This is a genomic window from Mesorhizobium sp. M7A.F.Ca.US.011.01.1.1 (assembly GCF_003998295.1).
In the GTDB taxonomy this organism is placed as follows: Bacteria; Pseudomonadota; Alphaproteobacteria; order Rhizobiales; family Rhizobiaceae; genus Mesorhizobium.
Genome location: NZ_RZRT01000078.1, coordinates 1 through 22,863, shown reverse-complemented (window position 1 = coordinate 22,863; position 22,863 = coordinate 1). Strand labels below are relative to the sequence as shown.

26 protein-coding genes are annotated in these 22,863 nt (G+C 64.0%); 16 read left to right on the top strand and 10 right to left on the bottom strand.

The features are described from left to right. Positions 1 to 208: 208 nt before the first annotated feature. The 4 genes from hemW to rph all read right to left on the bottom strand — a co-directional run bounded on the left by hemW (position 209) and on the right by rph (position 3,327). Positions 209 to 1,372: a radical SAM family heme chaperone HemW gene (hemW, locus tag EOA13_RS33695; RefSeq protein WP_127297581.1), complete on the bottom strand. Its 1,164-nt coding sequence runs from the start codon at positions 1,370 to 1,372 to the stop codon at positions 209 to 211. Beyond that, positions 1,369 to 2,016, bottom strand: a complete 648-nt coding sequence (rdgB, locus tag EOA13_RS33690) for an RdgB/HAM1 family non-canonical purine NTP pyrophosphatase (RefSeq protein WP_127297580.1) — start codon at positions 2,014 to 2,016, stop codon at positions 1,369 to 1,371. The genes hemW and rdgB overlap by 4 nt, the downstream gene beginning before the upstream one ends. After that, positions 2,016 to 2,426 carry a VOC family protein gene (locus tag EOA13_RS33685; protein ID WP_127297579.1) on the bottom strand — a complete coding sequence of 137 codons (411 nt, stop codon included), beginning with the start codon at positions 2,424 to 2,426 and terminating at the stop codon, positions 2,016 to 2,018. The genes rdgB and EOA13_RS33685 overlap by 1 nt, the downstream gene beginning before the upstream one ends. Before the next feature lie 184 nt (positions 2,427 to 2,610). Further along, entirely contained in the window at positions 2,611 to 3,327 is a 717-nt protein-coding gene (gene rph, locus EOA13_RS33675; protein WP_127297577.1) for a ribonuclease PH, read from the bottom strand. A gap of 155 nt (positions 3,328 to 3,482) precedes the next feature. Here rph and hrcA point away from each other — a divergent pair, with 155 nt between their 5' ends. The 6 genes from hrcA (at position 3,483) to EOA13_RS33645 (ending at position 8,875) form a co-directional block, all read left to right on the top strand. Next, positions 3,483 to 4,565, top strand: coding sequence for a heat-inducible transcriptional repressor HrcA (gene hrcA / locus EOA13_RS33670; RefSeq protein ID WP_127297576.1), 1,083 nt, complete (start codon positions 3,483 to 3,485; stop codon positions 4,563 to 4,565). A gap of 24 nt (positions 4,566 to 4,589) precedes the next feature. Further along, positions 4,590 to 4,787, top strand: a complete 198-nt coding sequence (locus EOA13_RS33665; RefSeq protein ID WP_127297575.1) for a hypothetical protein — start codon at positions 4,590 to 4,592, stop codon at positions 4,785 to 4,787. Positions 4,788 to 4,882: 95 nt separating this feature from the next. Next, a complete protein-coding gene (locus EOA13_RS33660; RefSeq protein WP_127297574.1) occupies positions 4,883 to 6,232 on the top strand; it encodes a sorbosone dehydrogenase family protein in 1,350 nt (449 codons plus the stop codon). A gap of 111 nt (positions 6,233 to 6,343) precedes the next feature. After that, the gene (locus EOA13_RS33655; protein ID WP_127297573.1) at positions 6,344 to 6,961 is read left to right on the top strand and encodes a LysE family translocator; all 618 of its coding nucleotides are present in this window, start codon (positions 6,344 to 6,346) and stop codon (positions 6,959 to 6,961) included. A gap of 175 nt (positions 6,962 to 7,136) precedes the next feature. After that, complete coding sequence (gene cysK / locus EOA13_RS33650; protein ID WP_127297572.1) at positions 7,137 to 8,117, top strand: cysteine synthase A; 981 nt, start codon at positions 7,137 to 7,139, stop codon at positions 8,115 to 8,117. Positions 8,118 to 8,248: 131 nt separating this feature from the next. Continuing rightward, complete coding sequence (locus tag EOA13_RS33645; protein WP_127297571.1) at positions 8,249 to 8,875, top strand: glutathione S-transferase family protein; 627 nt, start codon at positions 8,249 to 8,251, stop codon at positions 8,873 to 8,875. A 3-nt stretch (positions 8,876 to 8,878) separates the two neighbouring features. On the opposite strand, the gene EOA13_RS33640 is transcribed toward EOA13_RS33645, so the two are convergent. After that, complete coding sequence (locus tag EOA13_RS33640) at positions 8,879 to 10,123, bottom strand: RNA polymerase sigma factor (protein WP_127297570.1); 1,245 nt, start codon at positions 10,121 to 10,123, stop codon at positions 8,879 to 8,881. 5 nt (positions 10,124 to 10,128) lie between these two features. Continuing rightward, positions 10,129 to 10,497 carry a YciI family protein gene (locus EOA13_RS33635; protein ID WP_031213674.1) on the bottom strand — a complete coding sequence of 123 codons (369 nt, stop codon included), beginning with the start codon at positions 10,495 to 10,497 and terminating at the stop codon, positions 10,129 to 10,131. A gap of 260 nt (positions 10,498 to 10,757) precedes the next feature. Between EOA13_RS33635 and EOA13_RS33630 the strand changes: the two genes are divergently transcribed. The 3 genes from EOA13_RS33630 (at position 10,758) to EOA13_RS33615 (ending at position 14,442) form a co-directional block, all read left to right on the top strand. Next, positions 10,758 to 11,717, top strand: coding sequence for a TAXI family TRAP transporter solute-binding subunit (locus EOA13_RS33630; RefSeq protein ID WP_127297569.1), 960 nt, complete (start codon positions 10,758 to 10,760; stop codon positions 11,715 to 11,717). A gap of 227 nt (positions 11,718 to 11,944) precedes the next feature. Then, a complete protein-coding gene (locus EOA13_RS33620) occupies positions 11,945 to 14,062 on the top strand; it encodes a TRAP transporter permease (protein WP_127297567.1) in 2,118 nt (705 codons plus the stop codon). Continuing rightward, positions 14,059 to 14,442 (top strand): DUF1850 domain-containing protein, encoded by a 384-nt coding sequence (locus EOA13_RS33615; protein ID WP_127297566.1) that lies wholly within the window; start codon positions 14,059 to 14,061, stop codon positions 14,440 to 14,442. Before EOA13_RS33620 ends, EOA13_RS33615 begins: the two co-directional genes overlap by 4 nt. 152 nt (positions 14,443 to 14,594) lie before the next feature. Here the strand turns inward: EOA13_RS33615 and EOA13_RS33610 are convergent, their stop codons facing one another. Continuing rightward, on the bottom strand, positions 14,595 to 14,981 hold the full coding sequence (locus EOA13_RS33610; RefSeq protein ID WP_281040885.1) for a DCC1-like thiol-disulfide oxidoreductase family protein: 387 nt from the start codon (positions 14,979 to 14,981) through the stop codon (positions 14,595 to 14,597). 254 nt (positions 14,982 to 15,235) lie between these two features. Then, positions 15,236 to 15,376: a hypothetical protein gene (locus EOA13_RS33605; protein WP_023813501.1), complete on the bottom strand. Its 141-nt coding sequence runs from the start codon at positions 15,374 to 15,376 to the stop codon at positions 15,236 to 15,238. 149 nt (positions 15,377 to 15,525) lie between these two features. Here EOA13_RS33605 and EOA13_RS38135 point away from each other — a divergent pair, with 149 nt between their 5' ends. The 3 genes from EOA13_RS38135 (at position 15,526) to ligD (ending at position 19,157) form a co-directional block, all read left to right on the top strand. Continuing rightward, complete coding sequence (locus tag EOA13_RS38135) at positions 15,526 to 15,690, top strand: hypothetical protein (protein WP_164780502.1); 165 nt, start codon at positions 15,526 to 15,528, stop codon at positions 15,688 to 15,690. Positions 15,691 to 15,752: 62 nt separating this feature from the next. Next, the gene (locus EOA13_RS33600) at positions 15,753 to 16,622 is read left to right on the top strand and encodes a Ku protein (RefSeq protein WP_127297582.1); all 870 of its coding nucleotides are present in this window, start codon (positions 15,753 to 15,755) and stop codon (positions 16,620 to 16,622) included. A 12-nt stretch (positions 16,623 to 16,634) separates the two neighbouring features. Beyond that, on the top strand, positions 16,635 to 19,157 hold the full coding sequence (gene ligD, locus EOA13_RS33595; protein WP_127297564.1) for a DNA ligase D: 2,523 nt from the start codon (positions 16,635 to 16,637) through the stop codon (positions 19,155 to 19,157). A 23-nt stretch (positions 19,158 to 19,180) separates the two neighbouring features. Here ligD and EOA13_RS33590 read toward each other — a convergent pair whose 3' ends face one another. After that, complete coding sequence (locus EOA13_RS33590; RefSeq protein WP_127297563.1) at positions 19,181 to 19,855, bottom strand: winged helix-turn-helix domain-containing protein; 675 nt, start codon at positions 19,853 to 19,855, stop codon at positions 19,181 to 19,183. A gap of 68 nt (positions 19,856 to 19,923) precedes the next feature. Between EOA13_RS33590 and EOA13_RS33585 the strand changes: the two genes are divergently transcribed. The 3 genes from EOA13_RS33585 (at position 19,924) to EOA13_RS33575 (ending at position 20,876) form a co-directional block, all read left to right on the top strand. Then, entirely contained in the window at positions 19,924 to 20,139 is a 216-nt protein-coding gene (locus tag EOA13_RS33585) for a DUF1127 domain-containing protein (protein WP_127297562.1), read from the top strand. 63 nt (positions 20,140 to 20,202) lie between these two features. After that, a complete protein-coding gene (locus EOA13_RS33580) occupies positions 20,203 to 20,535 on the top strand; it encodes an NIPSNAP family protein (RefSeq protein ID WP_127297561.1) in 333 nt (110 codons plus the stop codon). After that, the gene (locus EOA13_RS33575) at positions 20,532 to 20,876 is read left to right on the top strand and encodes an antibiotic biosynthesis monooxygenase (RefSeq protein WP_127297560.1); all 345 of its coding nucleotides are present in this window, start codon (positions 20,532 to 20,534) and stop codon (positions 20,874 to 20,876) included. The genes EOA13_RS33580 and EOA13_RS33575 overlap by 4 nt, the downstream gene beginning before the upstream one ends. Positions 20,877 to 21,073: 197 nt before the next feature. Here the strand turns inward: EOA13_RS33575 and mbfA are convergent, their stop codons facing one another. Continuing rightward, entirely contained in the window at positions 21,074 to 22,057 is a 984-nt protein-coding gene (gene mbfA / locus EOA13_RS33570) for an iron exporter MbfA (RefSeq protein WP_127297559.1), read from the bottom strand. 173 nt (positions 22,058 to 22,230) lie between these two features. Between mbfA and EOA13_RS33565 the strand changes: the two genes are divergently transcribed. After that, on the top strand, positions 22,231 to 22,554 hold the full coding sequence (locus EOA13_RS33565) for a hypothetical protein (protein ID WP_024502197.1): 324 nt from the start codon (positions 22,231 to 22,233) through the stop codon (positions 22,552 to 22,554). Positions 22,555 to 22,863: the final 309 nt, after the last annotated feature.

Sequence of the window (22,863 nt, the reverse complement as noted above, 5' to 3'; positions counted from 1 at the left end):
TTCAGGTTGATGGTTCACCGGTGGGAAGGGACCGAGCCATGCCACGGCCTGTCCTCGAAAGGACGACCAGGATCCCCTCGGTCTCCTTCCCACTTCAGACATAGCATGGGAACAACACACAGGATCCTCGGGTCTGCGCGCCGCTTCGCGTCGCTCCGCCCGTGGATGACGAAGGCGGGAGGAGCTTGGCGCAGGCAAAGCTACCTGCCTACCGCGCCAGGTCCGCCACCACGGCGTCGAGCACGATCATACCGGCCGGCGTGGCGCGCAGGCGCGAATTGCCGATCGGCGCCACCAGCCCCTCTCCCTGCAGCATCGACAGCCGCGCGCTCGACAGGCCGCGTCCGGAGAACGCTTCGTAGCGGGAGAGGTCGATGCCTTCGGCGAGCCGCAGGCCCATCAGCAGGAATTCGTCGGCCTCTTCCGAACGCGTGAGGATTTCGCCGCCGGTGACGCCATGGCCCTTGGCCTCGACCAGATAGGCCCAGGTTTCCGGCATCCGCTCGGCGATCGTCACCGTGCGGCGCCCATTCTCGACGAAGCGGCCATGCGCGCCCGGTCCAACGCCGACATATTCGCCATAGCGCCAATAGGTGAGGTTGTGCCGGCTCTCGGCGCCCGGCCTTGCGTGGTTGGAAATCTCGTAGGCCGGCAAACCATGCGCCGATGTAATCTCCTGCGTCAGCGCATAGAGGTCGGCGGCGTGGTCATTGTCGGGAATGATGAATTTCTTTGCAGCGTGCAGGGCGTGGAAGGGCGTGCCTTCCTCGATGGTCAGCTGGTAAAGCGACAGATGGTCGGCGGCATGGCCGATCGCCTGTTCCAGCTCGGATGCCCAAGCCTCCGGCGTCTGGCCGGGCCGGGCATAGATGAGGTCGAAGGACAGCCTTGGGAATATTTCCCGCGCGAGGCCGATGGCGTGCAGCGCTTCCTCGACATTGTGCAGCCGCCCGAGGAAGCGCAAATCCTTGTCATCCAGCGCCTGCACGCCGAGCGACACGCGGTTGACGCCGGCTGCCCGGTAGCCGCGAAAGCGTTCGGCCTCGACCGAGGACGGATTGGCCTCCAGCGTCACCTCGATGCCGTCAGGCACAGTCCAGTTCTTCGCCACGGCGTCCAGAACCCTGGCCACGGTTTCTGGCTTCATCAGCGACGGCGTGCCGCCGCCGAGGAAAACGCTGGTCACCTCGCGCAGCCCGGTGCGTTCGCGCATCGTCGCCAGTTCGGCCTCGAAGGCGCTGGCAAAGCGCTCCTGGTCGACTGGCTGGTGGCGGACATGGCTGTTGAAGTCGCAATAGGGGCATTTGGCCGCGCAGAACGGCCAGTGGACATAGACGCCGAAGCCGGGCGTCCGGTCGAGCAGCATGCTCATGCCGAGCCCAATCTCGCTTTGGCGAACTTCTGGAAGGCGCGAGCGCGATGCGACAGCGCCGTCGGCTGGCCGGGCTTCCAGCCGTGTTTTTCCTCAGCGCTCATTTCGCCAAAAGTCTTTTCGAAGCCATCGGGCAAAAACACCGGATCATAGCCAAAGCCGAGCTCGCCGCGCGGCGGCCAGACCAGCGTGCCTTCGGCCTCGCCGCGATAATATTCCGCCTCGCCGTCGGGAAACGCCAGGCAGATGACGGCGACGAAGCGGCCCTTGCGCTGTTGCGGCAAGGCGGCGCCGACTTCCTGCAGCGCCACTTCGGTGCGCTGCATGGCCATACCGAAGTCGCGCGTCCCCTCAGGGGTTTCGGCCCAGTTGGCGGTGTAGACACCGGGTGCGCCATCAAGCGCGTCGACACACAGGCCGGAATCGTCCGACAGCGCCGGCAGGCCGGTCGCCTTGGCGGCGGCGAGCGCCTTGATGTAGGCGTTCTCCTCGAAGGTGGTGCCGGTCTCGTCCGGTTCCGGCAAGCCATACTCCTTGGCCGACTTGGCTTCGAAGCCGAACGGCCCCATCAGGTCGGCGAATTCGCGCAGCTTGCCGTCATTATGGCTAGCGACGACGATCTTCTTGCCATCAAGAGAATGCATCAAAGGCCCCAGATTCGTGGCTCGGCAAATTCGATCGAATTGCCCGAGGGGTCGCGTATATAGATCGAACGGCCGCCCTGCGGCCACTCGAATTCGCTTTCGATGGCGATGTGCTTCGCCTCGAGATGCGCTTTCCAGCGCACGATTTCGTCGGCGGTCGCCGCAAAGCAGAGATGGCCTTCCCCGACCGTGCCGTGCGGCGGCACCGGCAGCCTGGCGTCGGACGCCGGCGGGATTTTGGTTGCCTCGGCGTTGAAGACGAGCAACACGCCCGGCCCGCAGCGGAAGAACAGGTGCCTGCCGTCGACCTTGCCGAGGAGGGGGAGGCCGAGGATTTCAGTGTAGAACTGTTCCGCAGCCTGCAAGTCGGTGACGTAGAGGGCAGATTCCAGGATCGCAGAGGGAGTCACGAGGCGCCCCCCTCTGGCCTGCCGGCCATCTCCCCCTCAAGTGGGGAGATTGGCTGTGGCCTCGCCGGCATTTCTCGCGCAACGTTGACTATTGGCGAAGGCCAAGACAGCATCTGATCTCCCCCCTTGCGGGGGAGATGGCCGGCAGGCCAGAGGGGGGTGTCTTGGCTCGGCATTCGAAACCTCAGGCCACCGCCATCTGCTGCAAACTCACCAACCGCTGGATGCCTTTCTTGGCCAGGCCCATTAAGTCCGCGAACTGCTCTTCGGAGAAAGGCTCGCCCTCGGCGGTGCCCTGGATCTCGACGATGCCGCCCTTGCCGGTCATGACGAAATTGGCGTCGGTGCCAGCCGAGGAATCTTCGAGATAATCAAGGTCGATGACAGGCTGGCCGTCATGGATGCCGCAGGAGATCGCGGCGACATGGTCCTTCAGCACCTTGGCGACACTGGCCATCTGGCGCGCTTCCATCCAGCGCAGGCAGTCATAGAGCGCCACCCAGCCGCCGGTGATCGAGGCTGTGCGGGTGCCGCCATCGGCCTGGATGACGTCGCAATCGACGGTGATCTGCTGCTCGCCCAGCGCCTGCAGATCGACCACGGCGCGCAACGAGCGGCCGATCAGGCGCTGGATCTCCAGCGTGCGGCCGCCCTGTTTGCCGGCCGAAGCCTCACGGCGCATGCGCTCGCCGGTCGAGCGCGGCAGCATGCCGTATTCCGCCGTCACCCAGCCCTTGCCGGAATTGCGCATCCAGCCCGGCACTTTTTCCTCGAGGCTGGCCGTGCACAGGACATGCGTGTCGCCGAACTTCACCAGGCACGAGCCTTCGGCGTGCTTGGAGACGCCACGCTCGAAGGAGATGGCACGCATTTCGTCGAATTGACGTTTGGAAGGGCGCATTCAGGCTGCTTTCTTGTCATTTTCGGAATCTTGGCCGGCTTGTAACCGCATGAGACGCGTGGCGCAAAGGAAAATGGCCTGACGATCCGACACAGACACCGGGTTGCGCGGGTGCAGTGTAAGTCTATATCCTTGGGCCGGAGGTTTTTGGCCGTATGACCAAGGCAGTCGATCCGAATTCGCAGGCGCCCGCGCTTCAATCATTGGACATGCGCTCGCGCGACATTTTTCGGCGCATCGTCGATTCCTATCTCAGGGACGGCGAACCCGTCGGATCACGCAGCCTGTCGCGCATTCTGCCGTCCTCGCTGTCGCCGGCGACCATCCGCAACGTGATGAGCGACCTCGAGCATCTCGGCCTGATCTACGCGCCGCACATCTCGGCCGGCCGGTTGCCGACGCAGGCCGGCCTGCGTTTCTTTGTCGATGCCTTCATGGAGCTTGGCGACCTTTCCGACGAGGAGCGCCGCGCCATCGAGGCACAGGTTCGGGCGTCCGGCTCGGGCGCGACGCTGGAACACATGCTGACCGAGGCCAGCCAGATGCTGTCAGGCATGTCGCGCGGCGCCGGCCTAGTGCTGGCCGCCAAGAACGAGGTGGCGCTGAAGCACATCGAATTCATCCAGCTCGAACCGACCAAGGCGCTGGCGGTGCTGGTGTCGCAGAATGGCGACGTCGAAAATCGCGTCGTCGAGCTGCCCGCCGGCATCACCGTCTCGCAACTGCACGAGGCCTCGAATTTCCTCAACGCCCATATACGCGGCCGCACGCTGGCCGAGGCGCGGATCGAGATCGCCCGCATCAAAGAAGAAACCAGGGCCGCGCTCGACACGCTGTCGCAGGACCTGGTCGAGAAGGGGCTGGCGGTGTGGGCCGGCGCCGACAGCGGCCTGCCGGCACGGCTCATCGTGCGCGGGCGCGCCAATCTGCTCGAAAACGTCACCGCCCAGGCCGACATCGAACTGCTGCGCCATCTGTTCGAGGACATGGAGACGCAGGACGGGCTTATCCAGCTGCTTGACCTCGCCGAGCAGGGCTCGGGCGTGCGCATCTTCATCGGCTCGGAAAACAAGCTGTTTTCGCTGTCAGGCTCGTCGCTGGTGGTGGCGCCTTATCGCGACAAGGATGCCCGCGTCGTCGGCGCGCTCGGCGTCATCGGCCCGACCCGGCTGAACTACGCGCGCATCGTCCCAATGGTCGACTATACGGCGCAGCTGATTTCCCGCATGCTGCGCTGAGCTGATCCAACCGAGGAGACGACGATGGCGCTCGAAGAATTCAAGGCCCGGATCAGCCTGCTGCTGGAGGAGATGGTCAACCAGCCGGAGGACCAGCACGAGATCCAGGAGCAGTTGCGTGAAAAACTGCAGGAAATGCGCGCCATGGGCCTGCCGTTGCCGGCCGACCTCGTCGAATTGGAAAAACGTCTCGACGACGATTTCTACGCTGCCGGCAATTGAGCTGGGCGCCACGCCGCTTCAACTCATCGTGTAACGCGGAACGATCGACCAGACCCTGCCGTTCCTATCCTCGTCACCAGATGTTGGAGGACAGGATGATCCGTTTCGCCGGTCTGGCTATTGCCGCCCTGTTTGTCGTCACGCCGGCATTCGCCCAGCAGGCGGACCAGCCCATGCTGAAAGGGGCGGACGCCTTTGGCGGCTGGCGGGCGGACAAGCCCGGCGTGCGCCGCCTGATCAAGCCGGAAGACTTGCCAAAGCCCTATCTCACCAAATCCGCCTCGAACAGCGCCGGCCTCGCTGACAGGCCGGCGAACGCCAAGCCGAAACTGCCGCCGGGGTTCTCGGCCGAGCTGGTTGCATCGGGCATCGACAATCCACGTGTCGTGCGCATCGCGCCGAACGGCGACCTGTTCGTCGCCGACAGCAAAGCCAACCAGGTCCGCATCTATCGCCTCGCCGAAGGCAGGGCGAAGCCGGCACAGGACGGCATCTTTGCCGGCAATCTCAACCGGCCCTATGGCATTGCCTTCTATCCGCCGGGCGCAGACCCGCAATGGGTCTATGTCGCCAACAGCGACAGCATCGTGCGCTTTGCCTACCGCAATGGCGACCTGAAGGCAGCCGGAGATCCGGAAACCATCGTTGGCAACATCCCGGCCAATCATCACTGGACCCGCGATATCGCCTTCTCGCCGGACGGCAAGACGCTTTATCTGTCGGTCGGCTCGGGATCGAATGTCGCCGAGGACATGGGCCGGGAGCCGAAAGGCGGACTCGATGCCTGGGCGAAATCGCAGCCGCTCGGCGCCACATGGGGATCCGAGGACGGCCGCGCCGGCGTCCTGGCCTTCGATCCCAATGGCAAGAATGGCCGCATCCTTGCCACCGGCCTGCGCAACTGCTCGGGCATGACCGTGCAGCCGGCGACCGGCGCGCTGTGGTGCGTCGTCAACGAACGGGATGCGCTTGGCGACAATGTGCCGCCCGAATACGCGACCGTGGTCAAGGACGGCGCCTTCTATGGCTGGCCGTGGTATTATATCGGCGACAATGAGGATCCGCGCCACAAGGGTGAGCGCCCCGATCTTGCCGGCAAAACGACCGTTCCCGATGTGCTGATGCAGGCGCATTCGGCGCCGCTCAACATCGCCTTCTACGATGGGAAGAGCTTTCCGGCCGAATACAAGGGCGATGCTTTCGTCGCTCTGCACGGGTCATGGAACCGCGGCAACCGGACCGGCTACAAGGTGGTGCGGCTGCTGTTCAAGGACGGCAAGCCAACCGGCGAGTATGAGGATTTCATCACCGGCTTCGTCGTCTCGAACGGTGAGGTCTGGGGCCGGCCGGTCGGCGTGGCGGTGGCCTTGGATGGCGCGCTGATCGTCACCGAGGACGGCAACGGCACCATCTGGCGTGTAACCCATGGCGACGGTCGTTCCTGAGCGCAGTTCGCACAGGCGTGGTGCAATCGAATCCGAGTTTCAGGGAATTCACGCCCGCCGGACTTTGTGCGATAGGATGCCGTGATAGCAGCGTCGCGCAAGGCCGCAACCATGACCCTCACCGGATTCCTCGCCTACAGCGCCGCTCTCGGCATCGCCGCCGCGATTCCTGGTCCCGGCATCACCGCGCTGGTCGCCCGTGCGCTCGGCTCCGGCTTCCGCTCGTCGCTGGCGATGTCTTTTGGCCTGATGGTTGGCGACATCACCTATCTGACCGCTGTGGTGCTCGGCCTCGCCTTCGTTGCACAGAGTTTCGGCATGGTTTTCCTGGCCATCAAATGGCTCGGCGTCGCCTATCTCGCCTTCCTCGGCTGGCGCTTCTGGAACAGTGGCATCACGCCCGAGACCGTCGAGGCTAGGAAAGGCAAAGGCGGGCTGCTGTCGAGCTTCGCCGCCGGCCTGACCGTCACGCTCGGCAATCCAAAGACGATGATCTTCTATCTCGCGATCACCCCGACAATCGTCGACCTGAAGACCATCACGCTGGCCGATTACGGCATTCTCGTCGCGCTGACGATCGTCGTGCTTCTGGTGGTGCTGGTGCCGTATCTGGCGCTGGCCGCCAAGGCGCGCTGGTTCCTGAAGTCGCCGCGCGCGCTCAAGGCGCTGAACCGTGCGGCTGCCGGCTTCATGGTCGGTGCCGCTGCAGCGATTGCCGCCCGCCAATAGCGGGCTTTCGGCCAAAGCATTTCGCAAACAGGCCTTTGCGGGAAATGCTTTTCCGAGACGGCACTGTTTTAGACACAGGTCCCACTCGGATATTTTCAATCGACAGTCTATCTTGCGCGGTCGAAGTCCTATGTGTCCGCAAATCCACTTGCCTGAAATTCTGGGAGCGAAACCAATGAACAAGCCCGTTACATCAGCCCGCGTGCCCGGCCGCGGCCGCGTCTACGATTCCATCACCGACACGATCGGCGATACGCCCCTGGTGCGGCTCGACAAGTTCGCTCGGGAAAAGGGCATCGTCGCCAATCTCATCGCCAAGCTCGAATTCTTCAACCCGATCGCCTCGGTCAAGGACCGCATCGGCGTGGCGATGATCGAGGCGCTGGAGGCGTCGGGCAAGATTTCTCCCGGCAAGACGACGCTGATCGAACCGACGTCGGGCAACACCGGCATCGCGCTTGCCTTCGCCGCTGCCGCCAAGGGCTACAAGCTGATCCTGACAATGCCCGAAACGATGTCGATCGAGCGCCGGAAAATGCTGGCGCTGCTCGGCGCCGAGCTGGTGCTGACAGAAGGCCCGAAAGGTATGAAGGGCGCCATCGCCAAGGCCGACGAACTGGCAGCGACGATCCCCAACGCGATCATCCCGCAGCAGTTCGAGAACCCGGCCAATCCGGAAATCCACCGCACGACGACGGCCGAGGAAATCTGGAACGATACGCATGGCGAGGTCGATATCTTCGTCGCCGGCATCGGCACCGGCGGCACCATCACCGGCGTCGGCCAGGTGCTGAAGAAGCGCAAGCCCTCCGTGCATGTCGTCGCCGTCGAGCCGGACTCCTCGCCGGTTCTGTCGGGCGGCCAGCCCGGCCCGCACAAGATCCAGGGCATCGGCGCCGGCTTTGCGCCCAAAATCCTCGACACGACGATCTATGACGAGATCGTCAAGGTGTCGAACGAGGATTCGGTCGCCAATGCCCGCCTCGTCGCCCGCCTCGAAGGCGTGCCGGTCGGCATCTCTTCGGGCGCCGCCCTGCAGGCGGCCATCGTCGTCGGCTCGCGGCCGGAGAACAAGGGCAAGAACCTTGTGGTGGTCATCCCGTCCTTCGCCGAGCGTTATCTGTCGACGATCCTGTTCGAGGGATTGGGGTCGTAGTCCGACGCTTCTTCCTGGCCAAGCTGGCCCGCTGAAAAAACGCCCGTGGCCGCCATCGGCGGCTTGAGCGCCACACCGCTTCCGGTTCATATCTCCCCCGGCCTGCTTTGCGCGGGCCGGGGGAGAATTTCATGTACAAGCTTTATACCCGTCCCGGCAGCGGCGGCTTCGTCGTCGAGGCGGCGCTGGCGCTGGCCAATGTACCATTTGAGCAGATCGACGTGCCGAAGACCGACCGGCCCGATCCCGCCTTCCTCGACATCAGTCCGTTGAACCAGGTGCCGGTGCTGACCCTGCCGGACGGAAGGTCGATGACCGAATCGGCAGCGATCTGCATCGTGCTTGCCGAGCGCCACCCCGACGCCAATTTGGCGCCGGGAGCAGAAGCGCCTGCCCGCGCGGATTTCCTGCGCTGGATGGCCTTTATGTCGTCGGCGCTCTATCCGGCGGTGCTGCGTTTCTACTACGCATACCGCTACACGGCCGATCCCGAAGGCACCAAGGCGGTCAAGCTGGCGGCCGTGGCCGAGATGGACCGCGGCTTTGCCGTTCTCGATGCCGCGCTCGAGGGCCGTGACTGGCTGGTCGGCGACCGGATGTCGCTGGCCGACATCTATCTGGTCATGCTGGTGGCCTGGCATCCCGACATCGACAGCGCGCGGACGGCATGGCCGAACATCGAACGCCTGTGGGCGCGGCTGCGCGACCATCCGCTGATGAAGACGCTCAACACCTCGCACGAGATGTGGCCGGGCTGAAGCTCAATTTCTGAGCACCGCCCGTTTTCCCTGCAGGAACCGGCGCACCGCCGGGTCTCGCTCGAGGCCGATCGCCCGGTCATAGGCTTCGCAGGCTTGCGGTACCTGACCAAGCCTGGCCAGGAGACCGGCGCGTGCGGCCCAATAGGGCTGGTACTCGTCAAGCCGCTTGTCGTCGCCCAGCACGTAAAGGGCCGCCAATCCGGCCACTGCGCCCTCGGCCTCGGCGATCGCCACCGCGCGGTTTATCGCCACCACCGGCGATCCTGCGATCGAAAGCAGCGCGTCGTAGAGTTCCTGGATCGCCACCCAGTCGGTGCGGCCGGTGAACCTTCGTGCCGCATGCGCGGACTGCACGGCCGCCTCAAGCTGGTAACGGCCGATGACGCCCTTGGACGCGGCGTGGGAAAGCAGCGCCTCCGCCTCATCGATGAGGGCGCGGTCCCATAGAAGGCAATCCTGTTCCGCCAGCGGCACGAAGTCGCCTTCGGCACTGCGCCGTGCGGCGCGGCGGGACTCAGCAAACAGCATCAGCGACAAGAGGCCCAACGCCTCCGGCTCCTCCGGCAACAGCGAAGCCACCAGCCGGCCGAGCCAGATGCCTTCGGTCGCCAGATTGCGACGTCGCGTCTCGGTGCCCGCCGGATCGGACCAACCTTCGGCGAAGGCGGCGTAGATCGCTTCCAGCACCGCATCCAGCCGTTCCTCGAGTTCGGCCCGCTCCGGCACGCGGAACGGAATGCCGGTTTCACGGATGCGGGACTTGGCCCGCACCAGGCGCTGGCCCATGGTTGCGGGCGAGACCAGGAAGGCGGAGGCGATCGTCGCGGCGTCGAACCCCAGCACCGTCTGCAGGATAAGTGGCGAGCGTACGCTCGATTCGATCGCCGGATGGGCGCAAGCGAACATCAGCCGCAGCCGATCGTCGGGCAGATCTTCCTCGGTCATGCGTGCCTCCGCCTCCTGCGCAATCAGCTTGAGATGCTCGCGGCCGGCCTCGCTGGTGAGCCGCCGCCGCACCGCATCGACACGGCGCCGCCGCGCCACCGCCAGCAGCCAGGCTTCCGGCTTTTCCGGCACGCCGGTTCGCGGCCAGCGCTCGAGGGCGGCGGCAAAGGCATCGGCCAGCGCGTCCTCGGCGGCGGCCACGTCGCGCGTGCGCGCCGCGAGCCAGGCGACCAGCTTGCCGTAGCTCTGCCGCGCGGCCGCCTCGGCGGCCGCCCGGGCGATGTCCGGGCGACTGTCCATCACCGTCATTTCTTGGGCATGTAGTCGGCCATTTCCCAGATCGGCCGCAATTCGACCGTGCCGGTGCTGGCTGCCGGACAGCGTGCCGCCCATTCGATGGCTGTATCGATGTCAGCCGCCTCTATCATGTAGAAGCCGGCAAGCTGCTCCTTGGTGTCGGCATAGGGGCCGTCGATCACGTTGGTCTTGCCGTCAGCGATCCGCACCGAGGTGGTGGCCTGGGTCGGGCGCAGCCTTTCGCCAGCCAGCCACGCACCGGATTTCTTCAACGCTTCGGTGTAGGCGCCATAGGCCGCGCTCATCTGCTGGGCCTTCTCGATCGGCGTGTTCGCCAATGCGGCTTCGTCGCTATTGATCAAAATCATGTATCGCATGGTCTTCTCCCGTTTTGCGAAGGCCGCGTCCTTGCGAGGCCGGACGTATGTCGCGCGGCAGTGGCCGATTTCGACAGGCTGCTCAAAAAACTTTCGGCCCCGATGGCTTTTTGTGCAAGCGGCCATCTGTTTCCTGATCCCTCAACCGTTCGTCTAACGAGCGCAATTGCGGGTTGGCATTTGCGGCTCGCTGTCTAAACTCGCCCCGGTTCGCATCTAGGAGGCGGTGCGGTCGTCGATATTTTCAGGGAGGAGATCCGATGTTCAATTTCAAAACGAAATTCGTTGCAGCCGGCGCCGTGGCGCTCTCGCTTGGCCTGGGCACCATCTCAGCCAGGGCGCAGGAATTCATCAATGTGCTGACCGGCGGCACATCCGGCGTCTATTATCCGCTCGGCGTGGCGCTGTCGGAAATCTACGGCAAGGGCATCGAAGGCGCACGCACCCAGGTGCAGGCGACAAAGGCTTCGGTCGAAAACCTCAATCTGTTGCAGCAGGGCAAGGGCGAGATTGCGTTTGCGCTGGGCGATTCCGTCAAGCTGGCCGCCGAAGGCAATGCCGAGGCCGGTTTCCCCGGCAAGCTCGATAAATTGCGCGGCATCGCCGCCATCTATCCCAATTATATCCAGATCGTCGCCAGCCAGGAGTCCGGCATCAAGACGCTGGCCGACCTCAAGGGCAAGAGCCTGTCGGTCGGCGCGCCTGCCTCCGGCACCGAGCTCAACGCCCGCGCCATCTTCGCCGCCGCCGGGCTGAAATATGAGGATCTCGGCCGGGTCGAATACCTGCCCTTCGCCGAATCGGTCGAACTGATCAAAAACCGGCAGCTCGACGCCACGCTGCAATCGGCCGGGCTCGGCGTCGCCTCGATCCGCGACCTCGCCACCTCGGTGCCGATCAATGTCGTGGCGGTGCCAGCAGAGGATGTTGCGAAGATCGGCTCGCCCTATCTTTCGGTGGTCATTCCCAAGGGTACCTATGAGGGTCAGAGCGAGGATGTCGCCACCGCCGCCGTCGGCAATTTCCTCATCACCCGCGCCGATGTCTCCGACGAGACCGCCTATCAGTTGACCAAGCTGATATTCGACCATCTCGACCAGCTTGCCGCGGCGCATGCCGCTGCCAAGGCGATCGACCCGGCCAAGGCGCTCGACGGCATGCCGGTGCCGCTGCACCCCGGTGCCGAGCGGTACTACAAGGAGAAGGGGCTGTTGAAGTAAGACGCGTGGCAACCTGACATGTCTTCGCCGGGCGCTCCCCTCTGCTCTGCCGGGCATCTCCCCCTCAAGGGGGGAGATTGGCCGTCACCACACCTTTCGCCAATCGCTAAGGTTGCAGGACGTGCGCAGACACCAACGCTGCTGATCTCCCCCCTTGAGGGGGAGATGCCCGGCAGAGCAGAGGGGGGCGCCTCGCACTACACTTCGCTCTTTTTGGAGACCGTCGGATGAGCGAAGCAACGTCTGGAACAATACCCGATGGCAAATCCGCCACCTTCCATCTTCCTGTCGTCGAAGAGCAGGTCGAAGGCCTGCCGCCAGGCTTCGGCGACGGCATCGCCGGCAAGGCCGCCTTTCTCATCGCCGTCGCCTTTTCCGTGTTCCAGATCTATGTCGCCGCCTATGGCAGCATTCCGAGCCAGGTGGTGCGGGCGATGCATGTCGGCTTCCTGCTGCTGCTCGGCTTCGGCCTGATCGCCAATCTGCGCGCCAAGAGCATGCCGGTCAAAGCAGCGTTCTGGGCGCTCGGGGCGCTCGGCTTCGGCACCGGCCTGTACAATTGGGTTTTCTATGCCGACCTCATCCGGCGCTCCGGCTTCCTGACCACGCCGGACCTGATCGTCGGCGCTGTGCTGGTGGTGCTGGTCTTCGAAGCGGCGCGGCGGCTGATGGGCCTGCCGCTGGCGGTCATCGCCTTCATCTTTCTCGCTTACTGCTTTTTCGGCAACCATCTGCCGCCGCCGCTCATCCATCGCGGCTATGATTTCGCCCAGCTGGTCGACACCTTCGCCTACGGCACCGAAGGCATCTACGGCACGCCGATCTATGTCTCGGCCGCCTACATCTTCATCTTCGTCGTCTTTGCCGCCTTCCTCGAACGTGCCGGCATGATCGCGCTGTTCAACGATTTCGCGCTGGGCCTTGTCGGCGCATGGCGCGGCGGCCCGGCGCAGGTCTGCGTGCTGTCGTCGGCGCTGATGGGCACCATTTCCGGCTCGGGCGTCGCCAATGTGGTGGCCAGCGGCCAGTTCACCATCCCGCTGATGAAGCGCTTCGGCTTCCGCTCGGCCTTTGCCGGAGCCGTCGAGGCGACCTCCTCGATGGGCGGCCAGATCATGCCGCCGGTGATGGGCGCGGTCGCCTTCATCATGGCCGAGACGCTGAACGTGCCTTATGCCGAGGTGGTCAAGGCGGCGATCATCCCGGCGCTGCTCTATTTCGGCGCCTGCTTCTGGCAGGTGCATCTGGAAGCCGGCAAGGCCGGCCTGCACGGCATGGCCAAGGCCGAGCTGCCCAACCCGTGGGAAGCGGTGAAACAACACTGGCCGCTGGTGCTGCCGCTGGCAGCGCTGATCTATCTGCTGTTTGCCGGCTACACGCCGATCTTCGCCGGCACGATGGGCTTGGCGCTCACCATCGTGCTCATCCTCGGCACGCCGCTGGCGGCGGCGATCGGACCGCTCGCCTTCCGCATCGTCTTCTGGATCGCGCTCGGGCTTGCCGCCGCCTCGTTCATGAAGTTCGGCGTCAACCTCCTCGGCCTGGTGATCGCCGCACTGGTCGTCGCCTGCTTCACGTTCAAGGGCGGCCGCGCGACGTTGCAAATCTGCGTCGACTCGCTTGCCGAAGGCGCCAAGAACGCGCTGCCGGTCGGCATTGCCTGCGCCATCGTCGGTATCGTCATCGGCACGCTGACGCTGACCGGCATCGCCTCGACCTTCATCGGGTGGATCATCTCGATCGGCCAGGACAATCTGTTCCTGTCGCTGGTGTTGACCATGGTCACCTGCCTGGTGCTCGGCATGGGCATCCCGACCATCCCCAACTACATCATCACCTCGTCGCTGGCCGGGCCGGCGCTGCTGGAACTCGGCGTGCCGCTGCTGGTCAGCCACATGTTCGTGTTCTATTTCGGCATCATGGCCGATCTGACGCCGCCGGTGGCGCTGGCCGCGTTTGCCGCCGCACCGATGGCTAGGGAAAGCGGCCTCAAGATCGGCATCCAGGCGACCAAGCTGGCTATTGCCGGCTTCGTCGTGCCGTTCATGGCGGTCTATACGCCGGCGCTGATGCTGCAGGACGCCGGGCCAATCGCCACCCAGTTCGGCTATCCCGTCGAGGTCGCATACATCGTCGCCAAGGCGTGCATGGGCATCGTGTTGTGGGGTGCCGCCGCCGTCGGCTTTCTCGCCCGCCGCATGGCGTTGTGGGAACGGCTCATCGCCTTCGCGGCCGGCGTGCTTCTGGTCGCTGCGGTGCCGCTCACCGACGAGGCCGGCTGGGTGCTGGCGCTGGCCTGGATCGGCTGGCACTGTTTTCGCTCACGGCAGGCCGCCAAAGCATGAGCCTGTGCATCCTGGCCGCCGGCAAGACGGTGACGCTCTCCGTTGCCGCCTTCACCCTGTCCTGGACGCATTCGGTGGAACGGACGCGCTGGGAGGAAGACTGGAAGATCACGCCTTCCGGCCTGCAGTTGGTCGAAGCCCGGATCGAGGGTTCGGGTGCCGGCATGGAGCCACCGGAAGGCGCTGTGCTGAAGGACGGCTGGTGGATCTACGCGCCTGATGTCGGCCCGCAGCGACGCGTCGTGCTCGCCGCCTCCGGCGCAACCGGCGACGGCTGGACACTGTGCACGGTTCAGGGCTGCCGTGAACTGGGCATGGCTGCAGGCGGACCGATCGTGCTGGAACCGTGCGGGCCGGATGGCACGAGCCAACCACGATAATGCGTGATCGGCCTTCAGAGCAGATGAGAAATCTCGCCGGGAACGCGGAAGCGGCTTCCTCGGCGGCTTCGAACGAATGGACGATGCGGCCGTCAGAAGCGTCAACGTCGACGATGAGACGCTTCAAGCGCTGCTCCCCATAGCCACGATTTCTAGCCAAGGAACCGTTCCCGCAGCTCGGGTGCGGGGATTTCGCAGCTGTCCTTCCTGCCGAACAGGGCGTAGCGGTTCTTGGCGATGCGATCGTAGAGCCAATCACGCAGCGGGCGCGGCAGCAGCAACAGCGCTTTTGCCGCCCGCCAGGGCCAGCCGAGTTCCGCCATGACGGCGACGAAGCTGTCAAGCCGCGTGAAGGCGACGCCGTCGATCAGGACGAGGTTGGTTTCGTAAGAGTCCGTGCGCAGTCCATGCTTCCGGAACAGCGCCTCGCCGAAGGCCGACTGCGCGGTGGCGAAGCGGAAACGGCCTTGGCGGTCCAGCCTGACCACCATGCGCACGAAACCGGAGCAGAGCACGCAGACGCCATCGAAAACGATCAATGGATGGCGTGCGTCGAGAACTGTTTCGAGGGGACGATTTGACTGGGGTCGACTGGGTTGGGAATGGTCGGTCAAGCTGGCCTCGGCTGCTCGTGTCCTATGACACTAAGCCGGCCAGCGTCGGTATCAAAGCCGTGGCGATGTCGCACGGCGCCTGTCGGCGAGAGCGGGACGCTCGGCGCGATAGGTGATGGCGCGGATAGAGGCGGCCGGCCTGCAGATCCGGCTGTTATGGCGATTTTCGAAAGCCATGATCAATGCGCTCCCAGCGAGTTGCCGCGACGGGCGCAGGCCGGGCCGGGGCCGCGCATGTAATAGCGCTCGGGCCGATAGGTCGGCGCGATGAATTCGCGGATTGCGGCGGCATAGCCGATGAGGTGCGCGAGGAAGTTCATTACCCTTGTCCTGTCCCGATTTTCGGATGTCCCTTCCGAATTGCGGTCATCATAGCGTCGAGGCGTGAATAGTCGGTGAACGTGATGTTAATATCTGGTCGAAAATGCCTTGCTTCGTGGCTGGATTGCGGCTGATTCGGGGTCTTTCGGTGCAGTTCGTCGGCATTCCGGCCAATGTGACTTTTGCATCACATATGTTTCGTTTGAATGTCGCCCGCGCGCGGTTCTGTTTCAACTTTTGCCGCGCCCGCGAAATTTCCGTGCTGGCGGCCAGAACGCCACGGGTGGCCCTCGGCATCCAGATCGGCGCATGAGCGCGGAACTGGAGCGCGGTCCGCCCGTTCTCACCTTCATCTGGTTCTGGAAGGAAGATATCATGGCGCCGCGTCCGGCCTGGAGAGGCTATCTGAAGCTTTCGCTGGTTACCTGTGCCGTCGAACTCACCAATGTCGTCACCCACACGGAGCGGGTCTCGTTTCGCATTCTCAACCGCAAGACCGGCAACACGGTGAAGCGGCTCTATGTCGATGCCGAAACCGGCAAGCCGCTGGGTGAGGACGACGAGATCAAGGGCTATGAACTGGACGATGGCGATTTCGTTCATATCGAGGAAGACGAGATCGAGGCGGTGCAGATCGAGTCCTCGCACACGATGGCGCTGGACGGTTTCGTCGACAAAGCTTCGATCCAGCAGATTTATCTCGACACGCCCTACTATGTCGCGCCGGCCGACGAGGTGTCGGAAGAAGCGTTCGCCGTCATCCGGGATGCGATGGCGGGCAAGAAGATGGCCGGGCTGGCGCGTATCGTGCTCTATCACCGCGAACGGCCGGTGGTGATCGAGCCGCTGGGCAAAGGCATGGTGCTGACGACGCTGCGCTACGACAACACGGTGCGCCAACCGGACACCGTCTTCGGCGACATCGAGTCGGTGAAGACCGATCAGGAGATGACCGACCTCGCCGAGCTGATCATCGACAAGAAGAAGACCAAGTTCGATCCCTCGAAATTTGACGACAAATACGAGGACGCGCTGCTGGAACTGATCCGCGCGAAGAAGGCCGGCCACAAGGCGCCGAAGGCCAAGGCGGCGCCCAAGCCTTCCAATGTCGTCAATCTGTTCGACGCGCTGAAGAAGAGCCTGTCAGATTCCGGATCATCGAAAAGGTCTTCGTCGGCGAAAGCCAAGCCGGCGGCCAAACGCGCCAAGCCGAAAGCCAGCGCGCCCAAACGCAAATCGGCCTGAGGAACCCAACGAATGGCCAGCCTCGAACAATATCACTCCAAGCGCGATTTCAAGAAAACCGCCGAACCGGCCGGCAAGGTCGCCCGGACCAAGCAGCGCGGCGCGGGCGGCATCTTCGTCATCCACAAGCATGCCGCGACGCGGCTGCATTACGACCTGCGGCTCGAGCATGACGGCGTGCTGTGGAGCTGGGCGGTGACGCGCGGCCCAAGCCTCGACCCGCATGAGAAGCGGCTCGCCGTCCATGTCGAGGACCACCCGATCGACTATGCGCCGTTCGAGGGCACCATTCCCAAGGGCGAATATGGCGGCGGTTCGGTTATCGTTTGGGACGAGGGCACCTGGACCCCCGAGATCGACCCGGCCAAGGCGATGAAGAAGGGCCATATCAGCTTTGAGCTTGAGGGCCACAAGCTGCATGGGGCATGGCATCTGGTGCGACTGAAGCCGCGTGCGGGTGAAAAACGCGACAATTGGCTGCTGATCAAGTCGGACGATGCCGCAGCGCGTCCTGGCGAGGATATTCTCAAGGAGGCGCCGGAATCGGTGAAGTCCGGCCTGACCATCGAGGAGGTCGGCGAGGGCAAGTCCGCAAAGGGTGAGAAGCCAAAGGTCTGGCATTCCAACAAGCCGGCCGCCGGCAAAGCGAAACCGGGCAAACGCCTTGACTTCATCGAGCCGCAGCTGGCCACGCTTGAGCACGATGCACCGCCGGGCAAGGACTGGCTGCATGAGGTGAAGTTCGACGGCTATCGCATGCAGGCGCAGATAGCCGGCACCGATGTGCGGCTGCTGACCCGGACCGGCCTCGACTGGACGGAGAAATTCGGCAACGAGATCGTCGCGGAGCTGGCCGGGCTGAAATGCAGCGACGCCATCATCGATGGCGAGGTGGTCGTGCTCGCCGACAGCGGCGTCTCGTCTTTCGCGCTGCTGCAGCAGGACCTGTCGGCGAAGCGGACGCATCGGTTCATCTATTACGTGTTCGACCTGATGCGCCTCGACGGAAGGGATTTGCGCCGCGAGCCGCTGGTCGAGCGTAAGCAGGCCTTGCAGGAGCTGCTCGGCGAACAGTCCGACAATCCCGCGGTCCGCTTCAGCGACCATTTCTCCGAACCTGGCAAGATCATGCTGGAGCATGCCTGCCGCATGGGCCTGGAAGGCGTCGTCTCAAAGCGTGCCGATGCCCCCTACCGCAGCGGCCGAGGCCCGACCTGGGTGAAGTCGAAATGCACGGCGCGGCAGGAATTCGTCATCGGCGGCTATCTGCCGTCGGACAAGACCGGGCGCGGACTGCGCTCGATCCTCGTCGGCTTTCATGAGGGCGGCAAGCTGCATTATGCCGGCCGCGTCGGCACCGGTTTCTCCGGCAAGGGCGCCAATGAGCTGAAGGCAAAACTCGATGCATTGACGGCAAAAACATCGCCCTTCTCCACCGCCGTGCCGAAGGGAAAGGGCCTGGTCTGGGTCAGGCCCGAGCTTGTCGGCGAAGTGGAGTTTCGCAGCTGGACCTCGGACCGTATAATACGCCACGCCTCGTTCCAGGGATTGCGCGAGGACAAGCCGGCGGAGGAAGTCGTGCAGGAAAAGCCCAAAGCGTCGACAGGCAAGCCATCGACAGGCGAGAGCACGGCCAAGCCGGCATCGGGTGGCAAAGCCGCCGGGTCGATGACGACCACGGTAAAACTCTCGCATCCCGACAAGCTGCTGTGGCCGGACGAAAACATCTCAAAGCGGGGCCTGCTCGACCATTACGCGCAGGTTTGGCCGCGCATGGAACAGTTTGTCGTGAACCGGCCGCTCAGCCTGGTGCGGGCGCCGGACGGTGTCGGTGGCCAGCGTTTCTTCCAGAAACATGCCTCGGCCGGCATGAGCGACAAGATCGCGCGCATGAAGGACCCTACTGACGGCGAGGAAATCCTGTACATCCGGGATTTCGACGGTGTTGCCGCACTGGTCCAGTATGGCGTGGTCGAGATCCACATCTGGGGGTGCACGATCGATGAGATCGAAAAGCCCGACCAGATCATCTTCGATCTCGATCCCGATGAAGGTGTCGACGTGAAGGCGGTCCGCGAGGCGGCACTCGACATCAGGGGCAAGCTCGACGAGCTGTCGCTGCCGAATTTCGTCAAGACCTCGGGCGGCAAGGGTTTTCACGTCATGGTGCCGCTGAGACCAGCGGCGGATTGGGAGGAGGTCAAAACCTTCGCCCATGATTTCGCCAGGGCGCTGGAGCAGGGTGCCCCCGACCGCTACACGGCGACGCTGTCGAAAAAAGCGCGCACGGGAAAGATCTTCGTCGACTATCTGCGCAACGGCAGGGGCTCGACGACGGTCGCGCCCTATTCGTCACGCGCCAAGAAGGGCGCCACGGTGTCGATGCCGGTGACCTGGGCCGAGATCGAGGCCGGGCTGGCGCCCAACGCTTTCCCGATCGGCGACAAGACGACGCTGAAGCAGTTGGCGAAAGCCGATCCGTGGAAGGAGTTTTTCAGGCAGGGGAAGGTGTTGAAGCGGGGAGGAGCCTCGTGAAGGTGTGAGCGAGCGCCAGCACCTCAGCTCAAAAACACCCTCTCAAACGCCTGCTTGCCCGGCGGCGAGAAGATCACCGCGCGGCTGTCCTTTTCGCGGCGCGCCCATTTCTCGGCAAAGATCTTGTCGAGGATGGCGGCGCCCAGCGTGCCGGCGAGGTGTGAGCGCCGCACGCTCCAGTCGAGGCAAGCGCGGCACACCGGCCGTCGCGGCTTGGTGTAGACGTCGATGCCTATCGCCGCGAAATGCGAAGCCGCCGATGGCCCGAGCCTGATCTCCTGCTCGTCGCGGACCAGTACGTTCTTGGCGACGAGCCGATCGAGCATCGCCACCGCCTGCTCGCCGGCGAGGTGATCGTAGCAGACGCGCGCCACGCGCATGGCGCCATCGCGCGGACCCGGGCGCACACGCTTTGGACCGACGGCTTCCGCGACGCCTGTGATGGCTTCGATCATGCCCGCCACCTGCGGTCCGGCGAGGCCGTAATAGCGATGCCGGCCCTGGCTCGCCACCGTGAGCAGCCCACCTTCCATCAGTTTGCCCAGGTGCGAGCTGGCGGTCGGCAGCGAGACGCCGGCCTCGAGCGCCAGCTCGCTCGCCGTCAGCGCCGTGCCGCCCATCAGGGCATTCAGCATGTTTGCCCGTGCCGGGTCGCCGACCAAGCTGGCGATGCGGGCGATGTCTGGTCCTTCGCGCATGGTTCGTTCCTCATCGAAGCATCCTTGTCAGATAATCACTATTCTCAGGTGAGATCAAGGAGACGACGATGGCCGCACGAACCGCTTTCCCCGCAGCCCCACTTCCCAGCCGCCGATCGTTCCCGTTGGTCACCTGGCTTCGCTCGCGGCTGCTGGCCCGCTGGTATGACCGCCATCTGCAGCGTCTCGACCTTGCCGAGATCGACGATCACCTGCTGCGCGACCTTGGCCTGACACGGCAGGACGTGCGCCGCGAATGCGCGAAATCCTTCTGGCAGTCCTAGCAGGCCGGGCGGCAGGACGTTTCGATGCCGCTCAAACTATCGACGCAACCCAAGGAGACCACAATGACCATCACCTGCTTCATCCACTACGAGATCGACCCGTTCGGCAAGGCGGCCTTCGAGGAGTATGCACGCAATTGGGGCCAGGCCATTCCACGTTGTGGCGCCGATCTGATCGGTTACTACGCGCCGCATGAGGGCTCGGCGACGACCGCCTATGCCGCCTACAACATCGACAGCCTGGCCGCCTACGAAGCCTATCGCGCCCGGCTTGCCGCCGATCCCGCCGGCAAGGCAAACTACGAGTTCGCCAAGCGCGAAAGATTCATCCTGAAGGAGGACCGCATGTTCCTGAAACACGTCTCGGGCCCGCACGCGAAACTGGTGCTGCCGTGATTGCCGTCATCTTCGAGGTCGAGCCGGCGGAGGGCCGGCGCGATGCCTATCTGGGCATCGCCGCCGATTTGCGTCCGCTGCTCGACGGCATCGACGGCTTTCTCTCCATCGAGCGTTTTCAAAGCCTGGCCGATCCGAACCGCATCCTGTCGCTGTCATTCTGGCGCGACGAGGAAGCCGTGAAGGCCTGGCGCAACACCGAGGAACACCGCCAGGCGCAGAAGGCCGGCCGCGGCGGTATCTTTGCCGGCTATCGTCTGCGCATTGCGCATGTGGTGAGAGATTATGGGCTGACGGAGAGGGACGAGGCGCCGGCCGACAGCCGGGCGGTGAATGGGTGAGAGATAGCCAGGCGTCGCGCCATTGCCCCCTCATCCGGCCGCTGCGCGGCCACCTTCTCCCCGCTGGGGAGAAGAGATTGGCGCTGGCGCTGGTAGTCTCCTCTCCCCTCGGGGTCCGAAGGACGGGCGAGACACGTGGCTCGCCCCGGAATGGTCAGCCGAGCGAAGCGGAGCCTGGGTGAGGGGGCGCTTTGCGGTTACGCATTTCCGATCAGCACGCCGGCCGCGAACACCAGGGCGCCGCCCAGCACCACCTGGAAGGCGGCACGCAGGAAGGGCGTCTGCATGTAGCGGTTCTGGACAAAAGCGATCGCCCACAATTCGAAGAACACCACCACCGCGGCAACCCCGGTGGCCGTCCAGAAATGCGGAATGAGATAGGGGAGTGCGTGGCCGAGACCGCCCAGCGTCGTCATGACACCGACGGTCAGACCGCGCTTGATCGGCGAGCCGCGGCCCGACAGCTTGCCGTCGTCTGAAGCGACTTCGGTGAAGCCCATCGAAATGCCGGCGCCGATCGAAGCGGCAAGCCCGACCAACAGCGTCTGCCAGGTGTCATGCGTGGCAAAGGCAGCGGCAAAGATCGGCGCCAGAGTGGACACCGATCCGTCCATCAGCCCGGCCAGCCCTGGTTGCACATAGGTTAGGATGAACTGGCGCTGCTCGGCGGCGGTCTCTTCATCCTTCACTTCGCCCGGTACATGTTTCTGCTCCAGCCGCTGCGCCAGGGTCTCATGGCCCAGTTCGGCCACCGCCAGATCGTCGAGCAGTTTTCGCGTCGAGGCATCTGCCGTGCGCTTGGCCGCCTCGACATAGAAAAGGTAGGCTTGCCGCTCCATCGCCTCGGCCTGGCTGCGGACGTGCTCGATGCCGAGCGGCCGGACCAGCCAGTCGGGCTTGCGCTCGTAATAACCCTTCACATGTTCGCGCCTGATCAGCGGTATGCGCTCGCCGAACCGCTTGCGAAAAAGCTCGATCAGCGCATCGCGATGGCCATCCTCTTCCCCGGCCATCTCCTCGAACACTTTTGCCGATTGCGGGAAGTTTTCCGTCAGGCCATCGGCATAGGCGCGGTAGATGCGTCCGTCATCCTCCTCGGACGAAATGGCCAGCGCCAGGATCTCCTGTTCGGAGAGCGATTCGAAGGGACGGCGGCCGAAGCCGAAAACACGGGAAAGCATGAGGAATTCACCCTAGTTTAGAATGGTTCTAAACTAGGGTTTTGAGCGCCTCCGGTCAATTGCGCGCTCGGTCGCGGTCAAGAATTGTTGAAGCGCGTAAGCCGGGCTGGCCCTTCATTATCAGTGAATGTTCACCTATATAATTTGAGCTAACCAGAACAAGGAACCGGCAGATGACGGCAAAACAGCCTCCGCATCCCTATGACCCAAAGCCCGTTCTCGATCTCATCGCCAGTATCGAGGCCGACCTGCAGCGCCTGAAAGGCCTGGTCGAGCAGCAGGTCGAGAAATTCGACCCCGCCAATCCGCACAACAAGGCGCCGGACGGCAAACTGACCGAGGAAGGCGTCGAGTGCTGCTACCGCATGTTCGACGAAGGCAAGTCGCGCTATTCGGTCGCCCAGCAGATGAAAATCTCATTTGCCGCCGCCAGCCACCGGTTCAACAACTGGCGAAAGCTGGGCGGGAGCAAGAGGCAGAGGACGCTGCTGGGTTAAGGGCGCTCAATTGCCGGTCTCGGCGCCGCCCCTCATTGCCCTGCCGGGCATTTCTCCCCGTATAGTGACGGGGAGAAAGAAGCCGGCCGCGACACCGGCGCCCTTCTTGCAACGCGGATGATTGGCGAAACCGCTGGCGACGGCGCCCCTCTCCCCGTCACTATACGGGGAGAGGATGCCGGTGTCCGAACCGTATAGATAGGTAACAGAATGGACCGATAGCATGGGTAACAGTTTTCTTGTCCGCCGGAGGACCGGCGATGGTTTGGCGAGAGACTGGCATCATGGACGAACGGCTTCGGTTTGTTG

Excerpts from the sequence above, each read along its gene's own strand:
- hrcA (WP_127297576.1), top strand. The coding sequence starts at position 3,483 with ATGACCAAGGCAGTCGATCCGAATTCGCAGGCGCCCGCGCTTCAATCA.
- hemW (WP_127297581.1), bottom strand. The coding sequence starts at position 1,372 with ATGAGCATGCTGCTCGACCGGACGCCCGGCTTCGGCGTCTATGTCCAC.
- EOA13_RS33660 (WP_127297574.1), top strand. The coding sequence starts at position 4,883 with ATGATCCGTTTCGCCGGTCTGGCTATTGCCGCCCTGTTTGTCGTCACG.
- EOA13_RS33640 (WP_127297570.1), bottom strand. The coding sequence starts at position 10,123 with ATGGACAGTCGCCCGGACATCGCCCGGGCGGCCGCCGAGGCGGCCGCG.
- EOA13_RS33615 (WP_127297566.1), top strand. The coding sequence starts at position 14,059 with ATGAGCCTGTGCATCCTGGCCGCCGGCAAGACGGTGACGCTCTCCGTT.
- EOA13_RS33565 (WP_024502197.1), top strand. The coding sequence starts at position 22,231 with ATGACGGCAAAACAGCCTCCGCATCCCTATGACCCAAAGCCCGTTCTC.
- rph (WP_127297577.1), bottom strand. The coding sequence starts at position 3,327 with ATGCGCCCTTCCAAACGTCAATTCGACGAAATGCGTGCCATCTCCTTC.
- EOA13_RS33665 (WP_127297575.1), top strand. The coding sequence starts at position 4,590 with ATGGCGCTCGAAGAATTCAAGGCCCGGATCAGCCTGCTGCTGGAGGAG.
- mbfA (WP_127297559.1), bottom strand. The coding sequence starts at position 22,057 with ATGCTTTCCCGTGTTTTCGGCTTCGGCCGCCGTCCCTTCGAATCGCTC.
- EOA13_RS33620 (WP_127297567.1), top strand. The coding sequence starts at position 11,945 with ATGAGCGAAGCAACGTCTGGAACAATACCCGATGGCAAATCCGCCACC.
- EOA13_RS33645 (WP_127297571.1), top strand. The coding sequence starts at position 8,249 with ATGTACAAGCTTTATACCCGTCCCGGCAGCGGCGGCTTCGTCGTCGAG.
- EOA13_RS33630 (WP_127297569.1), top strand. The coding sequence starts at position 10,758 with ATGTTCAATTTCAAAACGAAATTCGTTGCAGCCGGCGCCGTGGCGCTC.
- rdgB (WP_127297580.1), bottom strand. The coding sequence starts at position 2,016 with ATGCATTCTCTTGATGGCAAGAAGATCGTCGTCGCTAGCCATAATGAC.
- EOA13_RS33590 (WP_127297563.1), bottom strand. The coding sequence starts at position 19,855 with ATGCGCGAAGGACCAGACATCGCCCGCATCGCCAGCTTGGTCGGCGAC.
- EOA13_RS33585 (WP_127297562.1), top strand. The coding sequence starts at position 19,924 with ATGGCCGCACGAACCGCTTTCCCCGCAGCCCCACTTCCCAGCCGCCGA.
- EOA13_RS33600 (WP_127297582.1), top strand. The coding sequence starts at position 15,753 with ATGGCGCCGCGTCCGGCCTGGAGAGGCTATCTGAAGCTTTCGCTGGTT.
- EOA13_RS33580 (WP_127297561.1), top strand. The coding sequence starts at position 20,203 with ATGACCATCACCTGCTTCATCCACTACGAGATCGACCCGTTCGGCAAG.
- cysK (WP_127297572.1), top strand. The coding sequence starts at position 7,137 with ATGAACAAGCCCGTTACATCAGCCCGCGTGCCCGGCCGCGGCCGCGTC.
- EOA13_RS33605 (WP_023813501.1), bottom strand. The coding sequence starts at position 15,376 with ATGAACTTCCTCGCGCACCTCATCGGCTATGCCGCCGCAATCCGCGAA.
- ligD (WP_127297564.1), top strand. The coding sequence starts at position 16,635 with ATGGCCAGCCTCGAACAATATCACTCCAAGCGCGATTTCAAGAAAACC.
- EOA13_RS33635 (WP_031213674.1), bottom strand. The coding sequence starts at position 10,497 with ATGCGATACATGATTTTGATCAATAGCGACGAAGCCGCATTGGCGAAC.
- EOA13_RS33655 (WP_127297573.1), top strand. The coding sequence starts at position 6,344 with ATGACCCTCACCGGATTCCTCGCCTACAGCGCCGCTCTCGGCATCGCC.